Source organism: Pseudomonas sp. GW822-FHT06D10, assembly GCF_058799535.1.
Map to the genome: position 1 here is coordinate 103,765 of NZ_JBXALN010000005.1, position 24,368 is coordinate 128,132.

Sequence of the window (24,368 nt, forward strand, 5' to 3'; positions counted from 1 at the left end):
GAACGACCGCAACGCGGGCGCAGGCTTTCACGATCACTCACGCCCGGCCTCGGCAGCCAACCCCACCCGCTGCGCGGCCTGGAGCGCACATGCCTCGTCCTGCGCCGCGCCACCGGCCCCGGCAATCCCGATGGCCCCCACCAACTGCTTGCCGGCAAACAACGCAAGGCCGCCGCCGAGCAACAACAGCTCCGGCAAGGTATTGAGATTGGCCGCCTCGGGGTTGTTGCGCGCCCGTTCGGCGAACAGCCGGCTCGAAGTCTTGGTCGACAGCGCGGTGTAGGCCTTGCGCTGGCTGGCCGGGCCGTTGTGCGGGCCCACCCCATCGCCGCGCATCGCCACCAGCAGGTTGCCGCCACGGTCCAGCACCGATACCGCCGCGGTGCACTGGGCCAGGCTGGCATCGGCCAGCTGGCGGGCGGTGGCCAGGTCCAGTTCGGCATGGCGCGGCAGTTCGAGCGCCGCCAGGGCCGTGCCGGCGAGGCTCAGGCCGAGGCCCAGGACAAGAGGTTTGCAGATCATCGAACGAGCTCCATAAAGACCGGTGGCCACCTTAGCCAGCGCACTCCGTCAGAACTCCGTCGTCTTGATTACAAGTTTGTAATGGGCAAGCGCGCGCCGGGCGCCTAGCCTGTGCCGATCATTTCCGAGGTGCACCATGCGTTTGCTGGTAGTTGAAGACGAATCCAAGACCGCCCATTTCCTTGCCAAGGGCCTGGGAGAGTCCGGCTTTGCCGTGGACGTGGCCCTGAACGGCCTTGACGGGCGCTATTTCATCGAGCAGCAGGAGTACGACCTGATCATCCTCGACGTCATGCTCCCCGGCCTCAACGGCTGGCAGTTGCTGCAACTGGTGCGCCAGCGCGGTGCCACCCCGGTGCTGTTCCTCACCGCCCGCGACGCTATCGAGGACCGGGTCCGCGGCCTGGAACTGGGCGCCGACGACTATCTGCTCAAGCCCTTCGCCTTTGCCGAGCTACTGGCCCGGGTGCGCACCCTGCTGCGCCGCGGACCGCTGCGCGAGGCCGAGTCCTTCAGCATCGCCGACCTGGAGATCGACGTGCTGCGCCGTCGCGTCAGCCGTGGCGGCCAGCGCATCGCCCTGACCAACAAGGAGTTCGCCCTGCTGCACCTGCTGGCCAGCCGCCAGGGCGAAGTGCTGTCGCGGACCCTCATCGCCTCCCAGGTGTGGAACCTGAATTTCGACAGCGACACCAATATGGTGGAAGTGGCGGTACGAAGGTTGCGGGCCAAGGTCGACGACCCCTACATGCCCAAGCTGATCCACACCGTGCGTGGCGTCGGCTACCAGCTGGAAGCCCCGGATGAAGCGCTCTAGTTCCATCGCCTGGCGGCTGGCCCTGGCCTTTGCCGCGGTCTGCGCCCTGGTGCTCAGCGTGATCGGGGTGTTCCTCTACCGTTCCCTGGCCGGGGAAATCGCCTACCGCGACGACCTGGCCCTGCTCGGCCGCCTGGAACAGGTGCGGGCCCTGCTGCAGGACAGCGACAGCCTGGATGCCCTGCAAGCCCGGCCCCGGCTGTACCAGAACATGCTGGGCAACCAGGAAAGCCTGCTGCTGGTGCTGCGGGCCGATGGCTCGACGGTGATCGACATCAACCCGCGCCGGCAGCCCCTGCCCGCGCTCGACCCCATTGCGCTGCAACAGGCGCCGCAACGCACCGATGTCCGCCTCTGGCCGGGGGCGGACGATGTGCCGGTGGCGCTGCTGGCGGGCCAGGCCCGGGGGCCCAAGGGCGAAGCCCTGACCGTGGTCGCCGGCAAGGTACTCAGCGAGCGCGAGCAGATGCTCGCCAGTTACCGCCTGCGCCTGTACCTGGCGGTGGGGCTGGGGGCCTTGCTGGCCTTCGCCCTGGGCCTGCTGCTGTTGCGCCGGGGCTTGCAGCCCTTGCGCCAGCTCAGCGAAGCGGCCCGCCAGATCGACCTGCGCAGCCTCGACCGGCGCCTGCACACCAACGGCATCCCGGCGGAATTCCACGAGCCGGTGCAGGCCCTGAACGCCATGCTGGCGCGCCTGGAAGAGAGTTTTGAGCGCCTGTCGCAATTTTCCGCCGACCTGGCCCACGAGATCCGCACGCCGTTGCACAACCTCCTGGGCAGCAATGGCCTGGCCTTGAACCAGCCGCGCAGTGCGGCGGAGTACCAGGAAGTGCTGGCCTCCAACATGGAAGAGTTCGAGCGCCTGGGACGCATGGCCGAGAACCTGCTGTTCCTGGCCCGGGCCGAGCAGGCCGATGCGGTGCTGGACCTGCAGGCACTGTCACTGGCCGGTGTCGGGGCGCAACTGTGCGACTACTTCGAAGCCCTGGCCGACGACCGCCAGTTGCGCCTGGAGAACGGTTTTTCCGGCGAGCTGCGGGCTGACCAGCAATTGCTGCAACGGGCCCTGGGCAACCTTCTGGCCAATGCCGTGCGTCATGCCGATGCAGGGTCGCTGATCCGCCTGCGGCGCCACGACGAAGCGGGCTGGTGCTGGTTGCAGGTGCACAACCAGGGCCCGGCGATCGCCCCCGAGCACCTGCCCCGGCTGTTCGACCGTTTCTACCGGGTCGACCCGTCCCGAGCCGAGCCGGGGGACTCCGGGGGTCTGGGGCTGGCCATCGTGCACTCGATCATGCTGCTGCATGGCGGCCAGGTGCGGGTCACGAGCGATGAGCAGGCCACGGTATTCGAACTGGGCTTCCCCCTCCTGTAGCCGCTACCGAGCCTGCGAGGCTGCGACAAGGCCGCCAGGCCTTCAGCGGCCTGCAGTATTTGCGCCCGCGTTGCGGTCGTTCGCAGCTTCGCAGGCTCAGCAGCGGCTACAAGGCTGCTGGGGCTTAGCGCAGGCCGTCGCGAAACTGCCCCGGGGTCATCCCGGTCCAGCGCTTGAATGCCCGGCTGAAGCTGCTGGCATCGGCAAACCCCAGCAGGTAGCTGATCTCGCTCAGGGAGCATTCCAGGTCCCGCAGGTGCAGCAGGGCGAGGTTTTCCCGGCATTCGTTGAGCAGGGTGTCAAAGCGCGTGCCTTCATCCGCCAGGTGCCGTTGCAGGCTGCGCAGGCTCAGGTGCAGGGCCTGGGCCACTCGCTCGGCCGAAGGTTCGCCTTCGGGCAATTGGGCTTCGATCACCCCGCGTACCTTGCGCTCCCAGGTCAGGGGCCGCAGTTGCAGGAGGGTGCGCTTGAGCACCGCTTCGTTGTGCTCGGCCAGCTCCGGGTTGGCGTCGTCCAGGTGGCTGTCGAAATCGTGCAGGCCGAACTCCAGGCAGTCGTCCACGGCGGCGAATTGCACCGGGCAGCGGAATACCTTGTGCCACTGGCTCGGGTCCGCCGGGGCCGGGCGCCGCAATTGCACGGCCAGCGGCGCGTAGTCACGGCCCAGGCGGTTGCGGCAGGTGCGCACGTAGATCGCGGCAAAGGCGTCGATGGCTTCGAAGGCCGGTTGCGGCGAGCCTTCCGGCACCTTGAGGAAGAACCGGTAGCGGTCCGCTTCCCGGGTCAGGGCCAGTTCCAGGGCGTCGCTGACCACCTGGTGATAACGCACGATGCGTTCGAACACTTCCCGCAGGCTGCCGCTGGCCACCAGGGCGTAGCCCAGGGCATGGAAGGTGGTGGGGCTGACAAAGCGCGACACCCGCAGGCCGATGGCCGGGTCGCCGCTGGCCTGCACGGCGAGATGCCACAGGCGGGTGGTGGCCGACAGCGGGTAGCGGGCGTTGGGGTCGTCCATCAATTGCGGGTCGAGCCCGGCTTCGCGGCACAGTGCGGCGCTGTCGAGGTCCAGAGCGTCCAGTTGCTTGCGCAAGGCGCGGGTCCAGCTGGCAAGGGAAGTGGCTTCGGTCATGCGATTGGCGCGTCCGGTCAACAGGTTGGCGTTTACGGCTAGCGCCCGGAGCCGGGGCTCGGGGCAGGATGCACACATCACTGACCAGAGGATGGAATCATGCAGGGTATTTCTGCAAGCCCCGAGCGGATGAACGCGCAACAGCGGGCGGCGCATGTACGCCTGGTGGTCCTGGCCCGGGGCGATGAACTGCGCCGGCGTTTTCCCTTGCTGCGGCACCAGGACGCGCTGGGCGCGGGGATCCTTGCGTTCGCTCTGTCGGGGATGCTGGGGTCAGCGCTGCTCTATGTCACGGGTCACCTGGCCTGGTGGGCGTGCCTGCTGCTCAATGCCTTTTTCGCCTCCCTGACCCACGAGCTGGAACACGACCTGATCCACAGCATGTACTTTCGCAAGCAGCGCCTGCCCCACAACCTGATGCTGGGGCTGGTGTGGCTGGCGCGGCCGAGCACCATCAACCCCTGGGTGCGCCGCCACCTGCACCTGAATCATCACAAGGTGTCCGGCAGCGAGAGCGACATCGAGGAGCGCGCCATTACCAACGGCGAGCCCTGGGGCATCGCCCGCCTGCTGATGGTGGGGGACAACATGATGGCGGCCTTCATCCGCCTGCTACGGGCGCCGGGGGCCAGGCGCAAGCTGGGCATCCTGGTTCGTACCCTGGCGGTGTACGCGCCGCTGGCATTGCTGCATTGGGGCGCCTGGTATGTGTTCCTGGGCTTTCATGGGGCCAACGGCGTGGCCGCCCTGCTGGGCAGCCCGATCCAGTGGTCGCAAGACACCGCGTCGCTGATGCACTACGTCGATATCGCCGTGGTGGTGATCATCGGCCCCAACGTGCTGCGCACCTTCTGCCTGCACTTTGTCAGTTCCAACATGCACTACTACGGCGACATCGAGCCGGGCAACGTGATCCAGCAGACCCAGGTACTCAACCCCTGGTGGATGTGGCCGTTGCAGGCCTTCTGCTGCAACTTCGGCAGCACCCACGGCATCCACCATTTCGTGGTCAGGGAGCCGTTCTACATCCGCCAGATGACGGCATCGGTGGCGCATAAAGTGATGGCCGAGATGGGCGTGCGCTTCAACGATTTCGGCACCTTTGCCCGGGCCAACCGCTTTACCCGGCAGGAGCGCGAAGCGATGCAACCGGCGCATAACGCCCGGGCTTGAGGGGGCGGACTGTCTTTCTGGTTAAATATCCAAGGACCGATAACGTTAAGCCAAGGTCACGCGGTGCCGGGAAACGCCCGGAATCCGCGAAGAGGCAACGACAGGGAGACAGTATGAGCAGTGCGGTAAGGCGATTGATCGCCGTTGCCTTGATGAGTGTGGGCAGCGTGTCGCTGGCCGACTCGGTGGCGCAGGGCAGTGACGAGGCACTGGCGCTGAGTATCTTGAAGCATCTGGAAGTGAACGGTTTTCGCAATTCCTTGCGGCCGCGGCATTACCCGGACGGCACCACGCTGGGCCAGACGCCCTATCGGATCTACGAGAAGGCCGCAGGCGCCGAGGGCACCTACAGCGCGGTGGACGAAGAGCAAAGCTGGGTCTACAGCGTCAGAGTGATGGAGCAGGGGAAGCAGGGCATCGCCATCTGTTTTGTCGACCAGAGCCTGCGCGGCAGCTACTTGGCCGCTTCGCCGTTGCGGGTCGAGAAAAACCGGGCTGGGCATTACATCGTGGTCAAGGAACTGCCGAATACCCCGGCTTGCCGCATCACCCGAGGCTGAGGCCAGCGCCTGGCGCAGCCCGGGGGACGCTTTTCGCTGGCAAGCCAGCTCCTACATGGTCCGATTGCCAGCTCCCCCCGGGTCAATCGGGCTGGAACGGTGATTCGCTGAGGATCACTCCGGTTTCATCCACGTAGCGCTGCCATTCTTCCAGCAGGGTGCGCAGTTTTTCCGGCTGGCTGTGGGCCAGGTCGTGAATCTCCCCCGGGTCCTGGCCCAGGTCGTACAGCTGCCACGTCGCCGGGCCCACGGGGCCGGGGATGTACACCGCCTTCCACTGGCCCTGGCGAATTGCCCGGCGGCCGAACAGCTCCCAGCCGGTTACCGTTTGTTCATCATGTACCCGGGCGGTTTCGCCGGAGAGAAAGCCCAGCCAGGACTTGCCCCGCAGCGGCGCCACATCGCGCCCGCGCCAGCGCTTGCCCGGGTGGCGCACGCCGGCCAGGTCGAGCAGGGTCGGAGTAATGTCCATCACCGTGCCGAAGCCGTGGCTGATCTGCCCCTTGAGCGGCAGTTGCGGGTAGTGCAGCAGCGCCGGCACGCGAATTCCGCCCTGGGTGGTGAAGGCCTTGAACAGCCGCGATGGCGCAGTGGCCGCCTGGGCCCAGGCCGGGCCGTACCAGACGTAGGAGTTGGCCCGGCCGATGTTCTCCAGGCGGTTGTCGTAGTGCTGGTTGAGGTAGGTCAAAAGCTCCGGGCCGAACTTGGGGAAGGCTTCCAGCAGCGCGCCCTCGGCACCGTTGTCGGACATGAACAGGATCAGGGTGTTGTCCAGCTGGCCCTGCTGGCGCAGGTAGTCCACCACCCGGCCGATGTTCCAGTCCATGCGCTCGACCATCGCCGCATACACCTCCATGGCCCGTGCCGACACCTGGCGCTGTTCGTCGCTGAGGGCGTCCCATTCGGCGTTGAGGTTGATCAGCGGATGGGGCTCGACCTGCGGGTCAACCAGGCCCAGGGCCTGGAGTTTTTCCAGGCGCTCGCGGCGCAGCACTTCGGGGCCGGCGTCATAGCGGCCCCGGTACTTGGCGACGATTTCCTCCGGAGCCTGCAGCGGCCAATGGGGCGCCGAGAACGGCAGGTAGGCGAAGAACGGCCGGCTCTGGTCGCGCTCTTTCAGGTACTGCAAGAGCTTGTCGCCAAAGGCATCGGAGGAATAGAAATCCGCTGGCAGTTCATCGATGAAGCGGTCGTCCTCGATGTACAGCGCCGGCGTGGATTTGAGCAGCCCGGGGGTGTGCTCGTCGTAGGTCGGCTCGAAGCCGTAGTGGTTGGCCGCCCCCGGCAACAGCGAGAACGAGCGCTCGAAGCCTCGGGCATGGGGCGCGCGTTCGGCAGTCAGCCCCAGGTGCCATTTGCCGCTCATCAGGGTCTGGTAGCCGGCCTCGCGCAGCAGTTCCGGCAGGGCCACCACGCGGTCGTTGAGGTAACCCTCGTAGCCCGGCTTGCCGATCAGCTCGGGGGTCAGGGCTTCGGCCATGGTGCCGATCCCGGCAATGTGGTGGTCGGTGCCGGTGAGCAGCATGGAGCGGGTCGGCGAGCAGGTGGGGGCGGTATGGAAATCGGTCAGGCGCAGGCCACCTGCGGCCAGGGCGTCGAGGTTCGGCGTGGCGATCTCGCCGCCGAAGGCGCCGAGGTCGGAGAAGCCCAGGTCGTCGGCCAGGATCACCAGGAAGTTGGGACGTTGCGGCATCGAGTCACTCCTGTTCAGCAAGCAATGAAGGTCAGGGGCAGGTCGCGGATCTGTACCGGCGAAGGCGCCTGGTAGAGCTCGTCGCGGGTCAGTTCGTGAAGCAGCTCCTCACGCAGTTGGTGGAAGTCGAAACTGCTGCGCTGGCGCGGGTGGGGCAGGGCCACCTCGACCACGCGCTTGATCCGCCCCGGGCGCGGTTCCATGACCACCACCCGGTCGGCGAGGAAAATCGCTTCCTCGACATCGTGGGTCACCAGCACCGTGGTGATCTTGGCCCGCTCGCGGATCGCCAGCAGTTCGTCCTGCATCTGTTGGCGGGTCAGGGCGTCGAGGGCGCCGAAGGGTTCGTCCAGCAGCAGGATCCGCGGGCTGGCTACCAGCCCCCGGGCAATGGCCACTCGTTGCGCCATGCCGCCGGACAGTTGGTGGGGATAGGCCCGGGTGAAATCCTTGAGGCCCACCAGTTCGATGAATTCGCCGACCCGCTGCTGGCGCTCGGCGGCGCTCAGGGGCTCGTTGACCAGCCCCAGGCCGATGTTCTCGGCCACCGTCAGCCAGGGGAACAGGCGGTGTTCCTGGAACACGATGCCGCGCTCGCCGCCGATGCCGCTGACGGCCTTGCCGTCGACCCGGATCTGGCCACGAAACTCGGTGTCCAGGCCGATCAGCAGGCGCAGCAGGGTGGACTTGCCGCAACCGCTGGAACCGACGATGGCGACGAACTCGCCTTCGGCGATGTCCAGGTTGAATTCGCGGATCGCCTCCACCTCGCCACCGGCGACGGCGAAGGTCTTGCCCACGTGAGTGAAACTGACCAGGGGTGCGTTCATGCGTGTCTCCAGCGGGTGGCGCGAAGTTCGAGTTGTTGCCCGATCAGGTTGAGCAGGGCCCCGGTAAGGCCTACCAGGAGCATGCCGGCCATGATCAGGTCCATGCGTAGCAGTTGCTGGGCGCTGATCATCTGGCTGCCGATGCCGCCGTTGGACGGCATGAAGTATTCCGCGCCGATGGTGCCCAGCCAGGCGTAGATCAGGCTGATGCGCAGGCCGGCGAAAATCCCCGGCGCGGCGCCGGGCAGCACCAGCCGGCGCAGCCGTTGCCAGAGGTTCAGGCGCAGTACCTGGGCGGCTTCCGCCAGTTGCGGCGAGAGCTGGGCGACGCTGCGCTGGGTGGCGATGAACAGCGGGAAGAACGCGGCCAGGGCGACGAACACCCACTTGGCCAGTTCCCCCAGGCCGAACCAGGCGGTGAGCAGCGGCACCCAGGCGAAGATGGCGATCTGGCGGATGGCGGCCAGGGTCGGGCCCAGCAGGCGTTCACTGAACCGCGACAGGCCCAGCAGCAGGCCAAAGGCAAAGCCCAGGCCGCCGCCCAGCAGCAGGCCGCCGAGGGTGCGGCCCAGGCTCAGGCCCATGCCTCCCAGCAGGCTGCCATCGAGCAGGCCGTTGCCGGTGGTGGCGAGTACCGCCAGGGGGCTGGGCAGGATGTTCGGGTCGACCCACTGCTGGTCGCTCGCCACTTGCCACAGGGCCAGCAGCGCCAGGGGCAGCAGCCAGGGTTGCAGGCGCTGCCAGCCCTGGTAGCGCGGGCCGCGACGGAATTCGGCGGTGGCCGGGTGCGGCCAGTGCACCAGCCGGCGATCGAGCCAGCCGATGCCGCGGTCCATGCACACCCCCAGCAGGCCGATCACCAGGATGCACACGAAGACGATGTCCAGCATGAACAGCTGGCGTGCCCAGACCATCAGGTAGCCGATGCCTTCGCTGGAGGCCAGCAGTTCCACTGCCAGCAGCGAGGTCCAGCCGGTGGCCAGCGCCAGGCGCACCCCGGCCATGAATGCCGGCAGCGCAGCGGGTAGCACCAGGCGGCGCACCAGCAGCGCCGGCGGCAGGCGCAGCACCGCGGCGGCTTCCCGCAGCCGGGGCTGGGCATCGCGCACGCCCACCAGGGTGTGCAGGGTCACGGGCACCACCACCGCCTTGATCAGTACCACCAGCTTGAGCACCTCGCCGATGCCGAAAAACACCATGAACAACGGGATCCAGGCCAGGGTGGGGATCTGCGACAGGGCGCCGAAGGTGGGAAACACCAGGCGCTCCAGGCGTCGGCTGAAGCCCAGGGCACCCCCCAGCAGGGCGCCGGCGGCGATACCCGCCAGCAGGCCCCAGAACAGCCGTTGCAGGCTGATCGCCAGATGGCTCCACAGCTCGCCATGGGCCAGCTCCAGGGCACTGCTCCAGACCAGGGCCGGGGCCGGCAGGATCTGTTCGCTCATCCATTGATTGCGGCTGGCCAGCCACCACAGGGCGAACAGGCTGATGGGCAACAGCCAGGGCAGCAGCCGCTGGCTGATCAGGGGCCAGCCCGGGCGTCCGTCGGACGGCGCCGCCAGGGGCAGGCTGAGCAGGGAAACACGGGCCATGGATGACCTCCGTCGTCGGGTACTGCATGGCGTGGGTCGATGCCGTAGGGGCTGGCTTGTCGGCGAATCAGCGTTTGAGGGCCTCTTCGCTGGCAAGGCGGCTTCTACGTGTTATGCATTTGTGATCTATTAAAATTCTTATCGATTCTATTAAGAGATAAGAAAGGCCATTTAAGGCTTCTCGCCGACACGCATCCAATGCATTTGAAGAATATTTTTCATGCATTTCATGCATATCCCCGGGGACGCCCGTGGCAGCTGATTTATTCGATATGGTTATTAAAATGTGAATTTATAGTATTTAAATGTTGAGCGATTCCGTGCCTACCTTTTGCTCCTCTCAGCCTTTGCCACCAGGAGCCGCACCCATGAACCTTCCCTTCAAACGCGTCATCAGCCTGTTCGCCGCCCCGGCCCTGGCGGGGCTCCTGGGCTGCCTGCCGCTGCTGGCCCAGGCCGACGAACTCAAGGAAATCCGCATTGCCGTGCCCGACCTCAGTGCCGGCACCCAGCACAGCGGCGGTGGGGTGGTGGATGTGCTGCGCCAGCAACAGATCTTTGAAAAGGCCTTCGCCGACCAGGGCATCAAGATCCAGTGGAATTTCTTCAAGGGCGCAGGCCCGGTGATCAACGAGGCCTTCGCCAACGGCCAGGTGGACCTGGCGTACCTGGGGGACCTGGCCGCCATCATCGGCAAGTCCAACGGCCTGGATACCCGCCTGCTCAGCGCCTCGGCCCGTGGGGTCAAGCACTATCTGGGGGTGGTGCCGGGTTCCGGGATCAAGACCCTGGAAGACCTCAAGGGCAAGCGCGTGGCAGTGTTCCGTGGCACCGCCACCCAGCTGTCGTTCGACGCGGCCCTGGCCAGCCGGGGCCTGAGCGAGAAGGACCTGAAGGTGGTCAACCTTGACTTCAACGCGGCGGTAGCTGCATTGGCGGCCAAGCAGATCGACGCCTCCTGGGGCAGCACCGGGCTCTCGGCCCTGCGCAGCAAAGGCCTGGCCGAACTGCCCCTGAGCACCAAGGACCTGGGCGGCGCCGGCAGCGTGCAGAGCGTGCTGGTGGGCGCCGGCAAGTTTGTCGACGAACATCCCGAGGCCGTGGCAAAACTGCTCAAGGCCCAGCAGCAGGCCGTAGAGTGGCTGACCCAGGACAGCAACAAGGAAGCCTACATCCAGCTGGTTTCGGGGCTGGCCAGCTACCCGCCGGTGATCTTGCAGGATGACCTCAAGGACCAGCGCCTGAGCGAGATCTTCCCCTCGACCCTGGACCCGGTGTTCCTCGGCAAACTGCAGGATTCGGTAGACCTGGCGGCCAAGGAACGCTTGATTCGCAAGCCGTTCAAGGTGGATGCCTGGGTCGCCCCGCAGTTGGCCGCTGCCGGCCTGTAAACCCCTTCCTGAACCCCTGTAGCCGCTGCCGCAGGCTGCGTTCGGTACCGTAGGGGCCGCCAGGGCCGGCAACGCGGTCTACCTGGAGGAACCGGGTGCCGTCTTGCGCCGACTGTGTCGTCGTTCGCAGCCTTCGGCAGCGGCTACAGGGTCAGACGGCGATGCTGTGGGTTTGCTGGTCGACCGCCACCAGCACTTCGATCATCTTGCGCGCCGCCGGCGACAGGCGAAAACCGCTGCGGCTGACGATGCCGCAACGGGCATTCAGGCTGTCGATGTTCTGCGGCAGGTTGCGCCAGTGCAGCAGCGCCAGCGAACCCTGGGCGATGTCTTCGGCAAAGGCCTCGGCGGTGCCCACACCGATGGCATTGGACTGGCGGACGATCTTCACCAGCGCCGGAAAGTGCTCGGTCTCGATGGTCGGGGAAAAATCGATGCGCCCGCTGAGGTTGGCCAGCAGCTTGCGGATCCCCGGGGGGATCAGGGTGGTGGCCAGGGGGTAGTCGAACATGTCGTTGGTGGACAGGCTCTCCTTGGCCAGCAGCGGGTGCCCGGGGCGGCAGAAGAACACCCCGCGCTTGGGCGTCAGGGGCTGGGTCTGGTAGTTCGGGTCGGCCTCGAAATGGCGGATGTCGGCGATAAAGAATTCGATCTCTTCGCGGTTCAGGCTGCGGCTGAGTTTTTCCCAGTTGTCCACGGCAAAGCAGGTGCGCACCTTCGGGTGGGCACTGGTGAATTGCGCCACCGCATCGGGCACCAGTTTCACCGCCGGGGCCGGGCCGCAGCCGAAGCGCACTTCGCCGGCGTCGAGCTTGGTCATCTGGGTCACTTCGCTGCTGAGCAAGGCCGCGCCCTGCACCAGGCTCAAGGCGTGCTGCAGCACCACCTGGCCTTCCGGGGTGGGGCGCAGATCCTTGTTGCCGCGGTCCACCAGCACGCAGCCGAACTCCTGTTCCAGGCCCTGGATACTGCGGCTGAAGGCCGGCTGGGTGATGCCCATGGCGTCGGCGGCGCGGACAAAACTGCGGTGTTCATTGAGGGCGATGAAGTAACGCAATTGGCGAAGATCCATATGCTTTCCCGGCATCCGAAAAATAGCTCGAAGGCATTTGCGACGAGTGAGGAATGAGGTTTTAAATGCAAGCTCTTATTCCGTCAACGAAGCATGTAGTTATCTATTAGATCTAAATTGAATATAGATAGAGCGTTGTTTCGCGGCGGTTCCACCGTAAGCAGTCCGATGAGGGTGTACCTGATGAGCAATGCCGCCTTAGCCGTTCAACCTGCTGTTCATGCCCTTGATATTCACCCGGTGGCCGGCCGTATCGGCGCCGAGATCCGTGGCGTGCAACTGTCCGGCGATCTCGACGCCGCCACCGTGGAAGCGATCCAGCAAGCGCTGGTGCAGTACAAGGTGATTTTCTTCCGTGGCCAGACCCACCTCGACGACCAGAGCCAGGAAGCCTTCTCGCACCTGCTGGGCGAACCGGTGGCCCACCCCACCGTGCCGGTACGCGACGGCACCCGCTACCTGCTGGAACTGGATGGCGCCGAGGGCCAGCGGGCCAACTCCTGGCACACCGACGTGACCTTCGTCGACGCCTACCCCAAGGCCTCGATCCTGCGCTCGGTGGTGGCCCCGGCCTCCGGTGGCGACACCGTCTGGGCCAACACCGCCACGGCCTACAACGAACTGTCGGCGGAACTGCGGGAGCTGGCGGACAAGCTCTGGGCGGTGCACAGCAATGAATACGACTACGCCGGGGCCAAGCCGGACGTTTCGGCGGAGAAGCTGGAGCGTTACCGCAAGGTGTTCACCTCCACGGTGTTCGAGACCGAGCACCCGATCGTTCGCGTGCACCCCGAGAGCGGTGAAAAGAGCCTGGTGCTGGGGCACTTCGTGAAGCGCATCAAGGGCTATTCCCAGGCGGACTCGGCGCATCTGTTCGGTTTGCTGCAAAGCCACGTCACCCGTCTGGAAAACACCGTGCGCTGGCGCTGGAGCGCAGGGGACGTGGCGATCTGGGACAACCGCTCGACCCAGCACTATGCCGTGGACGACTACGGCACCCAGGACCGCATCGTGCGCCGCGTGACCCTCAAGGGCGACGTTCCGGTGGGCGTCCACGGCCAGCGCAGCCAGACCATCAAGGGGCTCTGACCGCTGCCCCATCCCCGTAAGCTGGCTTGCCAGCGAAGGCGCCTTCGATAGCGCTGCAAGGTCCAAGGGCCTCTTCGCCGGCAAGCCGGCTCCTACGGGGGAAGGTGCAGGTACGGGTGGGGGTTACCACACGCCGATCTGTACCAGCTTTTCGCTTTCCGGCTCGCCGTAGCGAAAACGCTGGCCGCGCAGGTCGATTTCTTGATGGCTGATGGTGGTACGGCGTTTCAGGCCGCGCAGCCATTCCAGCACATACCCCAGGTGTTCTTCGCGCACCGCGGCATAGGCCGGGTCGGCCCCCAGGTCGTGCAACTCCTGGGGGTCGTTGTGCAGGTCGAACAACTGCGGGCGCAAGCCATCGTAGGCCAGGTACTTCCAGCGCTCGCTGCGCACCATGGTCATGCGGCAGCGGTCGATGGGCTGGCCCAGGCGCTCTCGCGCAGGGGCCTGGAAGGCGTAGTCGTATTCGCTGATGGCGTAGCGGCGCCAGGCCGGTTCGGCGCCGTGCAGCAGGGGGATCAGCGAGCGGCCTTCCAGGCGATGCTCGGCCCCCGGCAGGCCCAGGGCCTCGAGAAAGGTCGGCAGGGCGTCGATGGTTTCCACCAGGCGTTCGTCCACGGTGCCGCGGCTGCTGTCTGCCGCCGTGCGCGGGTCGCGGACGATCAACGGCACGCCCACCGCCGGTTCCAGCAGAAATTCCTTTTCCCCCAGGTAGTGGTCGCCAAGGAAGTCGCCGTGGTCGCTGGTGAAGACGATCAGGGTGTCGTCCCAGCGGCCGTTGCTCTGCAGGAAGTCAAACAGCCGGCCGAGCTGGTCATCCACCTGCTTGATCAGGCCCATGTAGGTGGGCACCACGTTCAGGCGCACTTCGTCCCGGGAAAAATTCAGGCTCTCTTCATGCTGGCGGAAGGCGGCGTAGACCGGGTGATCGCTGAGCTGCCCTGGCGCGGCGCGCACCGCCGGGATCACCTGCTCGGGGCCATACAGTGCGTGGTACGGGGCAGGCGCGATATAGGGCCAGTGCGGCTTGATGTAGGACAGGTGCAGGCACCAGGGCTGCTCGCCTTGTTCGCTGATGAAGTCGATGGCGCGGTCGGTGGTGTAGACGGTTTCCGAGTGCTCTTGCGCGACCCGGGCCGGCAGGTGGGCGTTGCGCATTTTCCAGCCGCTGCGGATTTGCCCCTGCTCGCCGGCCCCGGCGTTGGCCCAGTCGTGCCAGGGGTTGCGCCCTTGGTAGCCGAGGTCGCGCAGGTAGTGTGTGTAGGGCGCCGACTCGCGCTTGTCGTCGAATACCGGGTCGTCGGGGTAGATGCCGTCATGGCGGAAATAGGGCTCGAAGCCGACTTCGTTGAGCACCTCGGCCTGGGCACTTTCGGGGTCGATGGCCAGGCGTTGCAGGGCGTCGAGGTTGGGCGTGGCGTGGGTCTTGCCCACCAGCGCGGTGCGGATGCCGTGGGGCCGCAGGTAGTCCCCCAGGGTCAGTTCTTCGAGGGGCAGGGGCACGGCGTTCCAGGCCACCTGGTGGCTGCTGACGTAGCGCCCGGTGTAGGCCGACATGCGCGACGGGCCGCAGATGGTGCCCTGGGTGTAGGCGCGGCGGAAGCGCACCCCGGCGTTGGCCAGGCGGTCGATGTTCGGGGTATGCAGGTGCGGGTGGCCGTAGCACGAGAGGTAATCCCGGCGCAGCTGGTCGCACATGATGTAGAGCACGTTGCGCACGGGCGGATGGGTATTGGACATGGGGTTCACCGAGGGGAAGACAGGCGAGGTTTTTCGCCTCCGGCGGGGGCTTCCGGCAAGCGCATTTGCCGAATAGTTTCGATGCGTTTCATGCAATGCCGGCCGGCCCCCCACGTCGTGTGCGGACGGCGGGGTCTTGTAGGAGCTGGCTTGCCAGCGAAGGCGTCCCTGAGAGCGCTGCAAGGCTCAAGGGCCTCTTCGCAGACAAGCCGGCTCCTACGGTGAGAGCATGCAGGTGGCTCAGACCGCCAAGTTGTCCAGGCTGCACACGTCCTCGTCCTGTTCGTCGATGCGCTTGATCTCGTCGATCATCGCCGCGGCCAAAGGCGACAGGCGATAGCCGGCACGGCTGACGATGCCGTAGCGGGTGTAGAGCTCTTCCAGGTCGTCGGCCAGGCCGTCGATCTTCAGGCACACCAACTCGCCCTTGGCGTTGTGCAACGCGTCGCTGTAGGAACCGACGATGCCGATGGCGTCCGAGCGCATGACCACCCCCAGCAGGCTGTAGCTGTTTTCGCATTCCACATTGGGCGTGAAGTCCGGCTTGCCGCTCAGGTCGACAATGACCTTGCGCAGGTTGGGCGGGCGGATGGTCACCGCCAGTGGGTAGCTCATCAGTTCGCTGGCGCTGACACTTTCGCGCTGGGCCAGGGGGTGTCCGGCGCGGCAGCAGAAATGCCATTTGCGCGGGCGCAGGCGCTGGGTCAGGTAGTCCGGATCGGCCTCGAAGTGCCGGGTGTCGGCAACGAAGAATTCGAACTCTTCGCTGAGCAGGCGCTTGCTCAGGCTTTGCCAGTCATCCACCTGGAACTGCACCCGGGCCTTGGGATAACGCCCGATAAAGCTGCCGATGGCCCGGGGGATCAGCCCTGCGGCTGGCGCCGGGCCACAGCCGAAGCGCAACTCTCCCGCTTCCAGGCCATTGAACTGGCTGATCTCGTTGGCCATCTGCTGGGCGCCGCTGACCAGCCGGCGCGCGTGCTCCAGCAGCAACTGGCCCTGCTTGGTCGGCGCCAGGTCCTTGCGCCCGCGATCCACCAGTTGGCAGCCGACGCTGTGTTCCAGGGCCTGGATGCTGCGGCTGAAGGCCGATTGCGAGAGGTTCACCGCCGCTGCGGCCGCGACAAAGCTGCGCTGTTCGGCGAGGGCGATGAAGTGGCGGAGCTGGCGCAGGTCGATATGCATTTTTCACATAAAAAATATCGGGGAAATGCATTGGCTATGCATTAGGTCGACTCCTTATAAAGGCAATCTCTTATGCAGTAAATCTTTGTAAAAACATAAATAAATAACTTTAAGGAATATACAAGGCTGTATATTTTCTGACCAGGAGCCGCCCATGAGCCCGTTGTCCCTCGCTTCACCCCTCTCGCCCCGGCGGCTCAAGCGCCTGCCCCTGGCGCTGTTGCTGGCCGGCAGTGCCAGTTGGACACCGACCTGGGCCGAAGAGGCCCCGGCGCCGCAAGCCACCCCGGCCAAGAGCAGTGCCAACAAGGCCAAGGCCGATGATGGCCAGCTGCAGACGGTGACCGTCACTGCCCGTCGACGCGAGGAAAGCTCCCAGAGCGTGCCCACCCCCATGAGCGTGGTCAGCGGCCAGGCCCTGGAGAGCCAGCGGGTGTACCGCATCCAGGATCTGCAGCAACTGGTGCCCAGCGTCAACGTCGCCTACATGCATGCGCGCCAGTCCAGCGTGTCGATCCGTGGCCTGGGCAACAACCCGGCCAGCGACGGCCTGGAAGGCAGCGTCGGGCTGTACATCGACAACGTCTACCTCGGAAGGCCGGGGATGGCGGTGTTCGACCTGATGGACATCGAGCAGCTGGAAGTGCTGCGCGGCCCCCAGGGCACCCTGTTCGGCAAGAACACCACCGCCGGGGTGATCAACATCAGCACCCGGGCGCCGAGCTTCACCCCGGAGCGCAGCATCGAAACCTCCCTCGGCGAGGATGGTTACTTCCAGACCAAGGGCACGATTTCCGGGCCGCTGACCGATGAGCTGGCGGGGCGTTTTTCCGCCTACCGCACCCGCAGCGACGGCGACATCAAGAACGAATTCGACGGCCACGACCTCAATGGCGGCTCACGCCAGGGCTTTCGCGGGCAGTTGCTGTACAAGCCCAATGACAGCTTCAACCTGCGCTGGATCGGCGACTACAACGAAGAGGATTCCAGCGCCGGCACCCGAGTGCTGTACAGCACCGGGCCGACCATCAACGGCACCAATGTCTACGAGTCGCGCGCGGCGGCGGCCGGCGCGACCCTGGTCAATGGTTCGCACCGCAAGGTCAACCTGGACAACGACCAGCACGTGACGGTGTTCCAGGGCGGCACTTCGCTTGAGGCCAACTGGACCCTGCCCAGCGACTTCACCCTGACCTCGGTCAGCTCCTACCGCTGGTGGAATTTCACCCCGCGCAACGACGATGGCCTCAACGTTCCGGCCAGCTACAACGCCGGGGTTTCAGTGCAAGACAAGCAGTGGTCCCAGGAATTTCGCCTGGCCTCGCCCACCGGCGGCTTCTTCGACTACGTGCTGGGTGCCTACTACTTCGGCTCCGACCTGGACAACAAATCCTTCGCCTATTACGGGCCCAAGGCGGACATCTGGAATGGCACCCCGGCCGGCGCCCTGAGCAACGTCACCAGCATCGGCAACGGGCATATCCAGACCAACAGTTTCGCCCTGTTCGCCCAGGGCACCTGGCACCTCACCGAGCGCCTGGATTTCACCGCCGGCCTGCGCGGCACCTACGAGGAGAAAAGCGCCTGGGTCAGCCGCAACGCCCCGCTGGGTGGCGCGGCGGTGGCCGGCGCCGCCGCCAACGCGCGGCGCGGGCGCACCGGAGCCTATGACTCCGGCGACCTCAATCAGTACAGCACCAGCCCCTCTGGCCTGCTCAACCTCAGCTACCGCATCACCGACGACCTGCTGGGCTACGCCACCCTGTCCCACGGCGAGAAGTCCGGTGGGGTCAACCTGACGGTGGGGTCGGCGCCTACCGCCGGGGCCGATTCGCTGCTGATCGGCACCGAGCGCGCCAACAACGCCGAGCTGGGTTTCAAGAGCACCCTGTGGGACCGCCGCCTGCAACTCAACGCCAACCTGTTCTGGACCCAGGTCAACGGCTACCAGACCAACGCCTACGACGACGTCAACCGCGTGCAGTACCTGACCAACGCCGGTTCGGTGCGCTCGCGCGGGGTGGAAGTGGAAAGCACCCTGGTGCCGATCCGTGGCCTGACCCTGAACCTCAACGGTTCCTACAACGACGTGCGCTACCTCTCCTACAAGGATGCGCCGTGCCCGCCGGAAGTCAGCCTGCGCCCCGGTGCCCCGGCCTCGTGCGATCTCAGCGGCCACCAGGTAGTGGGCGCCTCGAAATGGATCGGCAACGCCAACGGCGAATACAAGTGGAACCTGGACAACGGCCTGGAAGAGTACGTCACCGCCAGCTATGCGTTCCGTTCCAAGGCGGTGGGCACCGTGGAGGATTCCGAGTACGGGCAGATCCCCAGCTACGCCGTGGTCAACCTGTCCACCGGCTTGCGCGGCAACTACGAGCAGGGCCAGTGGGACGTTTCGCTGTGGCTGAAGAACGCCTTCGACAAGACCTACTACACCACCCTCTGGACCGGCGGCAACGGCGGTTACGAAGGCCTGCTGGGCACCCCGCGGACCTTGGGCGTGACCGGTCGCTACGACTTCTGATACCCGGCTTTTCGCACCTTGCGCCGGGTTCTCCGGCGCCTTTCGACTTGAACAGGAGTGCTTGTCATGTTGCGCCTCACCACCGCTTTGCCCCTGCTGCTGTCCACCGCCCTGCTGGCCTCGGCGGTGCAGGCCGCGCCCAGCGTCTACCCCACCGGCGTCACTCGCTACGACCCGGCCAGGGCCTATAACCAGTACGTGATCTTCAGTGGTGCCGATAAGCAGACCCACCTGATCGACATGAACGGCAACGAAGTGAAGAACTGGCCCCAGGCCGGTTTCCCCTCGGCCATCATCGACCCGCAGCTGGTGGGCGGCGAGCGTGGCCGGGTGCTGTTGCAGCTCAAGGACAAGGAGCCCGGGCCCCTGGGTTCGGCGGGCAACGGCCTGGGCAACCAGAGCGTCGGCGAGCTGGACTGGAACGGCAAGCTGGTCTGGCAGTGGGGCGACCAGGCCCCGGGCGGTGCGGCCCAGCAGCATCATGACCAGCGCCGGCTGAGCAACGGCAACACCCTGGTGCTGGCCAACAAGGTGCACAAGGTGGCGGGGTTCAAGGTGCCCCAGGTGATCGACGACGCGATCTATGAAGTCAGCCCCGAGGGCCAGGTCAAATGGCAGTGGCTGGCCTCCGAACACCTCAAGGAATTCGGCTTTACCCCGGCGCAACTGAAGCTGGTGTACGGCACCGACAACCCGGACTACCTGCACATCAACAACCTCAGCGTGGTGGGCCCCAACCAGTGGTTCGACGCCGGTGATAAACGCTTCGCCCCGGACAACCTGCTGATCGACTCGCGCAACGCCAACTTCATCGCCATCCTCGACAAGCACAGCGGCAAGGTGGTCTGGCGCCTGGGGCCGAACCTGTCGCCGATCAACCCGAAGACCGCCGCCAAGGTGCCGCGCCCGGTGGACCAGTTCGTCGGCCAGCATGATGCCCACATCATTCCCGCCGGCTTGCCGGGGGCCGGGCATCTGCTGGTGTTCGACAACCAGGGCACCGCCGGTTACCCCTCGGTGCCCCTGGGGTTGATCGCCGGCTCTCGGGTGCTGGAGATCGACCCGATCAAGAACCAGATCGTCTGGCAGTACAGCGCCGCCAGTTCCCGGCAGCCGGGCTGGGCTTTCTACAGCTCGTTCATCAGCAGTGCGCGGCGCCTGCCCAACGGCAACACCCTGATCGATGAAGGCATGAACGGGCGCTTCTTCCAGGTGACGGCCGCAGGTGAAATCGTCTGGGAATACGTCAGCCCCTATCTGGGCAAGGCGCCGGGCAGCGAGGCCATCAGCAACTGGGTGTACCGGGCTCTGCCGGTGAGTTACGACTGGGTGCCCCAGGGCACGCCGCGTTCGGAAACGGCAGTGAGCGTGCCGGACTCGGGGCTCAAACAGGCGGGGATTTGAGCAGGTTCCCGGGGGCGGGCGGCCTCGCCACAAATCAGGTGCGGGAGCAGCCCTGGGGATGGCCTCAGAAGTAGAAAAACAGGCCGGTGTCGCGTTCCAGGGCCAGTCGATTCAAGGCGATCAGCTTGGGGAGCAGTTCGTCTTGCGCCGTAGCGGCCCGGGTCAGGATCGACAGGGCCGTGGCCAGGGCGGCCTGGCCCTGGATCGAAGCGTCTTCGTAGTCGTCGATCAGAGTGCCCAGGGCACGGTTCAAGCTGGGCAGCAGGTCGCTGTGGGACAGGGTTGCCCACTGCTCCGGGGACAGCGCCAGTTCCTCCAGGTCTCCTGGCAGGCACTGGTCCAGGTCCAGGCGTTGCTGGGCCTCTTTGCTGGTGGGCACGACTATCCATTTGCGCGGTGTGTTCATGGCTGCCACAGCTCGACAAAGGCCTTGAAATCGGCGGCCACCGGGTAACGGCTGGCGCTCTCGGGGTCAAAGATTTCCACCGCTACGGCCGGGCTGTTGAAGTCCAGGCAGATCAGCAGGCCGCCGGCATCCCGGGCAATCGGCAGGCAGCCTGCGGCGAGCCCCGGCACACGGCCAGGGCTGGCGTACCAGAGCAGGGTCCAGGGCTGGCTGCTCAGGCCGAATTCGAAGAACTCGCTGATGCAGGTGTAGCCGCCGTCATAGGCGAAGCCGCCGATCCCCGGCGTGGCGGCCTCGGCGTACTGCACCAGCTCCAGGTACAGCGACGGAAACTCGACGCCGAGGCGATGCTGCACCTGGGCGATCAGCTGTTCGTCCACGATAGATCCGGGTTCTATTTCCCAGGCATTCCAATCCAGGGTCATGCTCGACATGCGCCTTGTCGTTGAGGGACCGCGCCCGCCCGATGGAGGATCGGGCGAGCGTCGAGGGGCGATTGTAGGCGTGTCGCCCGGTGCGGGGTAGGCGCTTATTTGCAGCTATGGCCTTCGGGCAGGGTGACGGTGTATTTGCGCTGCACCCGGTTGCGGAAGTCGAGGTTGTCCAGGCTTTCCTGCACCAGGAAATCCTCGACCTTGGCGTCCTGGCAGTCCTCGTTATAGGACGAGGCCCGCAGCAGGAATACCGTGCGCCGGCTCTGCTCGTCCTTGGCCTTGATGTTGAAGGTACTGAGGGTGGTGTAGCCGGTGCGCTCCGAGGAACCCACCGGGCCCCAGGTGGTGGTCGGGGTGCTGTTGCACACCAGATTCTTGTCTTTATGGGTGCTCTGCTTGCACACCGTCTTGGTGCTGCTGGGCACCTGGCCGTAGTCGGTGGCGGTGTAGCGGTAGCTGACCTTTTCACTGCCCACGTCGAGGGTGAAGTTCATTCGGAACGGCGGATGGTTCTTGGGCAGCGACGTATCGGTGTAGACCTGCTTGAAACCCATGCCATGCAGGGCGGCGACCATGTCGCGCAGGTAGTAGCTGGCGTTGAGGCCGTGGGCATCGTTGGCTCCGTTGATGCTTACCAGCACCGGGGCCTGAGGGTCGAAGTAGTAGTCCGGGGCCGGAGTGGCGGCAATCGCCACTTCGAGTTTGTTGGCGCAGCCGGTCAAAAGACAGGCGAGCAAAAGCAGCGGGCAGAGCAGGTAGCGAGTCATGAATAAGCCAATGTGCAACGTGAGGAGTGGTAAGGCTTTAACGATCGGGACTCGGATCAAACAAACGCGGGGGTGTCACGCGGGCTCGGTGGCCTGATATTCCAGCAGGTCGCCGGGCTGGCAGTCGAGTGCGGCGCAGAGTTTGTCCAGGGTCTCGATTTTCATCCCCTTGACCTTGCCATTTTTCAGCAACGACAGATTGGCCTCGGTAATGCCCAGGATGGCGGCCAACTCTTTCGAGCGAATCTTGTTTTTAGCCATGACAACGTCAAGCCGAACGATAATGGTCATCTCATTGTTCTATATGTAGTGACTGTGCTCATCACTGAGGACTTTGGCGTCGCGCATGATAATGGAAAACGAGCAGAGCAAGATTCCTTTGACCACCTCGTAGGCCGCGTAGGACGAGAAGCCCGCGGAAATCTGCAGGATGCGCTGGCCGGGCGGCAGGTCGATGGACAGGGCCAGGCCTTGCAGGGTTTCCATCATCGGGAACGTGGCCGGGGCGACTATCCACAGCATGCCCACGCGCCAGAGGATGCGGATGTTGCGATCGCTCCAGGTTTCGCCACGGGACAGGCGCAGGAAGAACACGCCGGTCAGGTACAGGGCGAAGCTCGACAGCAGCAGTGGCAGGAAGTCGAGGATCACCAGCAGGGCGAAGCTCAGCGACGAGAGCTTGAAGTCGGCTTCCAGCAGGCGCGGCGAGTGTTCGGCAAATACGCTGAGCAGGGCGCCCAGGACCTGGTCCTTGCTGTAGATCCAGAGCCCGGCATTGCCGCCCAGCTCCACCACGCCCATGACCCAGGCCAGGATCGCGGCCAGCAGGCCGACCCGTCGTAAGCGGTACTGGGCCGAGCCGTTGATTTGGGAGTTCATGCGTTATTCCTTGCAAAACTTTGGGGGTGGCAAATTATTGATAAAAAATTATCGAATTACAATAATTTATTTTCAATAATCGTCACGACTCCAAGCCGGGAATCATGCTGTGGCGAGGTAGCTTGTTCCCGTGCGTGCGGCCGGCGTCCCGGCGCGCAGTGGTGCTTTGATTTTCTGCTATGTTAGGTATACGTTACATACCTTAAATTTTGTTACGTATATAGAACATGGACTACTTTCTTATCACCGCGCGCCTTGGCGAGCAGGTTCGCCAGCGCCGCCTGCATCGTGGCCTGACCCAAGCCGGCCTGGCCGCCTTGGCCGGCGTGACCCGGCAGAAGGTCATCGCCATCGAGCGGGGCGATTTGTCGGTGGGCATGGCGGCCTATGCGCGGGTGCTGGGAGCCCTGGATTGTGAACTCACCCTGGTGCCGGCTGCCATGCCGACATTGGACGAGATCCAGAGAGTGTTCGACTGATGGCCACGGTGCTGCAGGTATCAACCCCGGCCGGTGAGAGCGGAAAAATCCACCGTGGCGCTGGTGATTATCTGTTTCGCTATCAGGATGATGCCCGGGTGCAGGCGGCGATCAGCCTGTTGATGCCTGTGCGTCTGGATGACTACCGTTATCGGGAGTTGCACCCGATCTTCCAGATGAACCTGCCCGAAGGCTATGTGCTGGAACAATTGCGCAACCGCCTGGCCAAGGTGGTGAAGGTCGACCCGATGTTGCTGCTGGCGCTGTCCGGCAGCAGTGCGCCGATCGGGCGGGTCGCGGTGAGCTCGCCCGAAGTCGATGGGCTGTTGCAGCGACAGCAGTTTCCCGGGGAAAAACTGGAAGAAATCCTCGCGTGGGATGGCGCCGAGGATATTTTTGCCGACCTGGTGGACCGCTACATCCTGCGTGCCGGGATATCTGGCGTGCAACCCAAGGTCATGGTGCCCGAGCGGCCTGATGCTGGAGCGCGGCGCTTTACCTCGAACACCTGCGAACTGATCATCAAGAGCGGCCGGGATGAGTTTCCGGGGTTGGCAATCAACGAGTTCCTTTGCATGTCGGTGGCCAGGGAGGCGGGGATCGCGGTGCCCGAGTTCTACCTCTCCGATAACGCCAAACTGTTCGTCATGCGCCGCTTCGATCGGGACGAGCAGCTCGGTTGCCTGGGGTTTGAAGACATGGCGGCGTTGATGGGACTGGGGGCGGAGCAGAAATACAGCAAGAGCTATTCGGCCATTGCCAAGGCCGTCCGCCTGTTTTGCCCGCCTGAGCAGGTGCCAGGTTCACTGGCGCAGTTGTTTGCCATGGTCAGCCTGAGCTGCATTGTGGGGAATGGCGATGCCCACCTGAAAAACTTCGGGCTGTTGTATTCCGATCCTGGCCAGCGCGATGCGCGGTTGGCGCCGGCCTACGACATCGTCAACACCACGGCCTACATCCCGCAGGACGTGCTGGCCCTGGATCTGCTGGGCAACAAGTCCCTGTTTGCTTCGCGGCAGGGGTTGCTGGAGTTTGCCAAGGTCTGTGATGTGGCTCGTCCGCAAGAGGTCATTCGCGGGCAGCTGGCAGCACTGGAGCGGGTGTTGAACCGATCGGCCGAATGGGCCGAACGGGCCCCGAATGTCGTCGCCGCGATCCGGCACTGTGCCGAGCCCTTTATGAAAACCTTTGGCTAATGCCTTTGTCGCCGGACCGTGCGTGGCGGCGGCCTACCGGCCGCCACGTACCCTGTCGCCGCTGCCGAGCCTGCGAGGCTGCGAAAAGGACCGCAGGGCCTTGCTTGG

At 65.1% G+C, this 24,368-nt stretch carries 23 protein-coding genes; 10 read left to right on the forward strand and 13 right to left on the reverse strand.

Features of this window, described 5'->3' with window-relative positions:
* Positions 1–33: 33 nt before the first annotated feature.
* Positions 34–522, reverse strand: a complete 489-nt coding sequence (locus tag AC1RL5_RS17795) for a GlcG/HbpS family heme-binding protein (RefSeq protein WP_011058579.1) — start codon at positions 520–522, stop codon at positions 34–36.
* Between the two features lie 136 nt (positions 523–658).
* Between AC1RL5_RS17795 and AC1RL5_RS17800 the strand changes: the two genes are divergently transcribed.
* Both AC1RL5_RS17800 and AC1RL5_RS17805 read left to right on the forward strand, forming a co-directional pair.
* Positions 659–1,339, forward strand: coding sequence for a heavy metal response regulator transcription factor (locus AC1RL5_RS17800; protein WP_072452174.1), 681 nt, complete (start codon positions 659–661; stop codon positions 1,337–1,339).
* Positions 1,326–2,714, forward strand: coding sequence for a sensor histidine kinase (locus AC1RL5_RS17805; protein WP_492589473.1), 1,389 nt, complete (start codon positions 1,326–1,328; stop codon positions 2,712–2,714). The genes AC1RL5_RS17800 and AC1RL5_RS17805 overlap by 14 nt, the downstream gene beginning before the upstream one ends.
* 124 nt (positions 2,715–2,838) lie before the next feature.
* Here AC1RL5_RS17805 and AC1RL5_RS17810 read toward each other — a convergent pair whose 3' ends face one another.
* The gene (locus AC1RL5_RS17810) at positions 2,839–3,843 is read right to left on the reverse strand and encodes an AraC family transcriptional regulator (RefSeq protein ID WP_041751902.1); all 1,005 of its coding nucleotides are present in this window, start codon (positions 3,841–3,843) and stop codon (positions 2,839–2,841) included.
* A 99-nt stretch (positions 3,844–3,942) separates the two neighbouring features.
* Here AC1RL5_RS17810 and AC1RL5_RS17815 point away from each other — a divergent pair, with 99 nt between their 5' ends.
* Together AC1RL5_RS17815 and AC1RL5_RS17820 are read left to right on the forward strand one after the other, a co-directional pair.
* Positions 3,943–5,016 (forward strand): fatty acid desaturase, encoded by a 1,074-nt coding sequence (locus AC1RL5_RS17815; protein WP_093407334.1) that lies wholly within the window; start codon positions 3,943–3,945, stop codon positions 5,014–5,016.
* A gap of 113 nt (positions 5,017–5,129) precedes the next feature.
* Complete coding sequence (locus AC1RL5_RS17820; RefSeq protein ID WP_072452171.1) at positions 5,130–5,576, forward strand: pesticin immunity protein; 447 nt, start codon at positions 5,130–5,132, stop codon at positions 5,574–5,576.
* Between the two features lie 82 nt (positions 5,577–5,658).
* On the opposite strand, the gene AC1RL5_RS17825 is transcribed toward AC1RL5_RS17820, so the two are convergent.
* From AC1RL5_RS17825 to AC1RL5_RS17835, 3 genes are read right to left on the reverse strand one after another with little or no spacing between them, the layout of a single operon-like run.
* Positions 5,659–7,269 (reverse strand): arylsulfatase, encoded by a 1,611-nt coding sequence (locus AC1RL5_RS17825; RefSeq protein ID WP_123577285.1) that lies wholly within the window; start codon positions 7,267–7,269, stop codon positions 5,659–5,661.
* Between the two features lie 14 nt (positions 7,270–7,283).
* Positions 7,284–8,099 carry an ABC transporter ATP-binding protein gene (locus tag AC1RL5_RS17830; protein ID WP_011058586.1) on the reverse strand — a complete coding sequence of 272 codons (816 nt, stop codon included), beginning with the start codon at positions 8,097–8,099 and terminating at the stop codon, positions 7,284–7,286.
* Positions 8,096–9,691, reverse strand: coding sequence for an ABC transporter permease (locus tag AC1RL5_RS17835; RefSeq protein WP_011058587.1), 1,596 nt, complete (start codon positions 9,689–9,691; stop codon positions 8,096–8,098). Before AC1RL5_RS17835 ends, AC1RL5_RS17830 begins: the two co-directional genes overlap by 4 nt.
* A 368-nt stretch (positions 9,692–10,059) precedes the next feature.
* Here AC1RL5_RS17835 and AC1RL5_RS17840 point away from each other — a divergent pair, with 368 nt between their 5' ends.
* The gene (locus tag AC1RL5_RS17840) at positions 10,060–11,082 is read left to right on the forward strand and encodes an ABC transporter substrate-binding protein (protein ID WP_041115133.1); all 1,023 of its coding nucleotides are present in this window, start codon (positions 10,060–10,062) and stop codon (positions 11,080–11,082) included.
* Between the two features lie 151 nt (positions 11,083–11,233).
* Here the strand turns inward: AC1RL5_RS17840 and AC1RL5_RS17845 are convergent, their stop codons facing one another.
* The gene (locus AC1RL5_RS17845) at positions 11,234–12,154 is read right to left on the reverse strand and encodes a LysR family transcriptional regulator (protein ID WP_011058589.1); all 921 of its coding nucleotides are present in this window, start codon (positions 12,152–12,154) and stop codon (positions 11,234–11,236) included.
* A gap of 183 nt (positions 12,155–12,337) precedes the next feature.
* Here AC1RL5_RS17845 and AC1RL5_RS17850 point away from each other — a divergent pair, with 183 nt between their 5' ends.
* A complete protein-coding gene (locus AC1RL5_RS17850) occupies positions 12,338–13,243 on the forward strand; it encodes a TauD/TfdA dioxygenase family protein (RefSeq protein WP_072452203.1) in 906 nt (301 codons plus the stop codon).
* A 123-nt stretch (positions 13,244–13,366) separates the two neighbouring features.
* On the opposite strand, the gene AC1RL5_RS17855 is transcribed toward AC1RL5_RS17850, so the two are convergent.
* Both AC1RL5_RS17855 and AC1RL5_RS17860 read right to left on the reverse strand, forming a co-directional pair.
* Positions 13,367–14,983, reverse strand: coding sequence for an alkaline phosphatase family protein (locus AC1RL5_RS17855; RefSeq protein WP_492589474.1), 1,617 nt, complete (start codon positions 14,981–14,983; stop codon positions 13,367–13,369).
* Between the two features lie 240 nt (positions 14,984–15,223).
* Complete coding sequence (locus AC1RL5_RS17860) at positions 15,224–16,168, reverse strand: LysR family transcriptional regulator (RefSeq protein WP_011058592.1); 945 nt, start codon at positions 16,166–16,168, stop codon at positions 15,224–15,226.
* 154 nt (positions 16,169–16,322) lie between these two features.
* On the opposite strand from AC1RL5_RS17860, the gene AC1RL5_RS17865 reads away from it, so the two are divergent.
* Together AC1RL5_RS17865 and AC1RL5_RS17870 are read left to right on the forward strand one after the other, a co-directional pair.
* On the forward strand, positions 16,323–18,695 hold the full coding sequence (locus AC1RL5_RS17865; protein ID WP_492589475.1) for a TonB-dependent receptor: 2,373 nt from the start codon (positions 16,323–16,325) through the stop codon (positions 18,693–18,695).
* 66 nt (positions 18,696–18,761) lie between these two features.
* On the forward strand, positions 18,762–20,099 hold the full coding sequence (locus AC1RL5_RS17870) for an aryl-sulfate sulfotransferase (RefSeq protein ID WP_236185408.1): 1,338 nt from the start codon (positions 18,762–18,764) through the stop codon (positions 20,097–20,099).
* A 64-nt stretch (positions 20,100–20,163) separates the two neighbouring features.
* Here the strand turns inward: AC1RL5_RS17870 and AC1RL5_RS17875 are convergent, their stop codons facing one another.
* The 5 genes from AC1RL5_RS17875 to AC1RL5_RS17895 all read right to left on the reverse strand — a co-directional run bounded on the left by AC1RL5_RS17875 (position 20,164) and on the right by AC1RL5_RS17895 (position 22,585).
* The gene (locus AC1RL5_RS17875; RefSeq protein ID WP_492589476.1) at positions 20,164–20,505 is read right to left on the reverse strand and encodes a hypothetical protein; all 342 of its coding nucleotides are present in this window, start codon (positions 20,503–20,505) and stop codon (positions 20,164–20,166) included.
* Positions 20,502–20,939 carry an SMI1/KNR4 family protein gene (locus AC1RL5_RS17880; protein ID WP_011058596.1) on the reverse strand — a complete coding sequence of 146 codons (438 nt, stop codon included), beginning with the start codon at positions 20,937–20,939 and terminating at the stop codon, positions 20,502–20,504. Before AC1RL5_RS17880 ends, AC1RL5_RS17875 begins: the two co-directional genes overlap by 4 nt.
* Before the next feature lie 95 nt (positions 20,940–21,034).
* A complete protein-coding gene (locus AC1RL5_RS17885) occupies positions 21,035–21,706 on the reverse strand; it encodes a hypothetical protein (RefSeq protein ID WP_047335383.1) in 672 nt (223 codons plus the stop codon).
* Positions 21,707–21,781: 75 nt separating this feature from the next.
* Positions 21,782–21,997 (reverse strand): helix-turn-helix domain-containing protein, encoded by a 216-nt coding sequence (locus AC1RL5_RS17890; RefSeq protein ID WP_011058598.1) that lies wholly within the window; start codon positions 21,995–21,997, stop codon positions 21,782–21,784.
* Positions 21,998–22,006: 9 nt separating this feature from the next.
* Positions 22,007–22,585, reverse strand: a complete 579-nt coding sequence (locus AC1RL5_RS17895) for a hypothetical protein (protein WP_065364767.1) — start codon at positions 22,583–22,585, stop codon at positions 22,007–22,009.
* Between the two features lie 227 nt (positions 22,586–22,812).
* On the opposite strand from AC1RL5_RS17895, the gene AC1RL5_RS17900 reads away from it, so the two are divergent.
* A complete protein-coding gene (locus AC1RL5_RS17900; RefSeq protein WP_072452164.1) occupies positions 22,813–23,064 on the forward strand; it encodes a helix-turn-helix transcriptional regulator in 252 nt (83 codons plus the stop codon).
* The gene (locus AC1RL5_RS17905) at positions 23,064–24,260 is read left to right on the forward strand and encodes a type II toxin-antitoxin system HipA family toxin (protein ID WP_093407305.1); all 1,197 of its coding nucleotides are present in this window, start codon (positions 23,064–23,066) and stop codon (positions 24,258–24,260) included. The genes AC1RL5_RS17900 and AC1RL5_RS17905 overlap by 1 nt, the downstream gene beginning before the upstream one ends.
* The last annotated feature ends 108 nt before the right edge of the window (positions 24,261–24,368 follow it).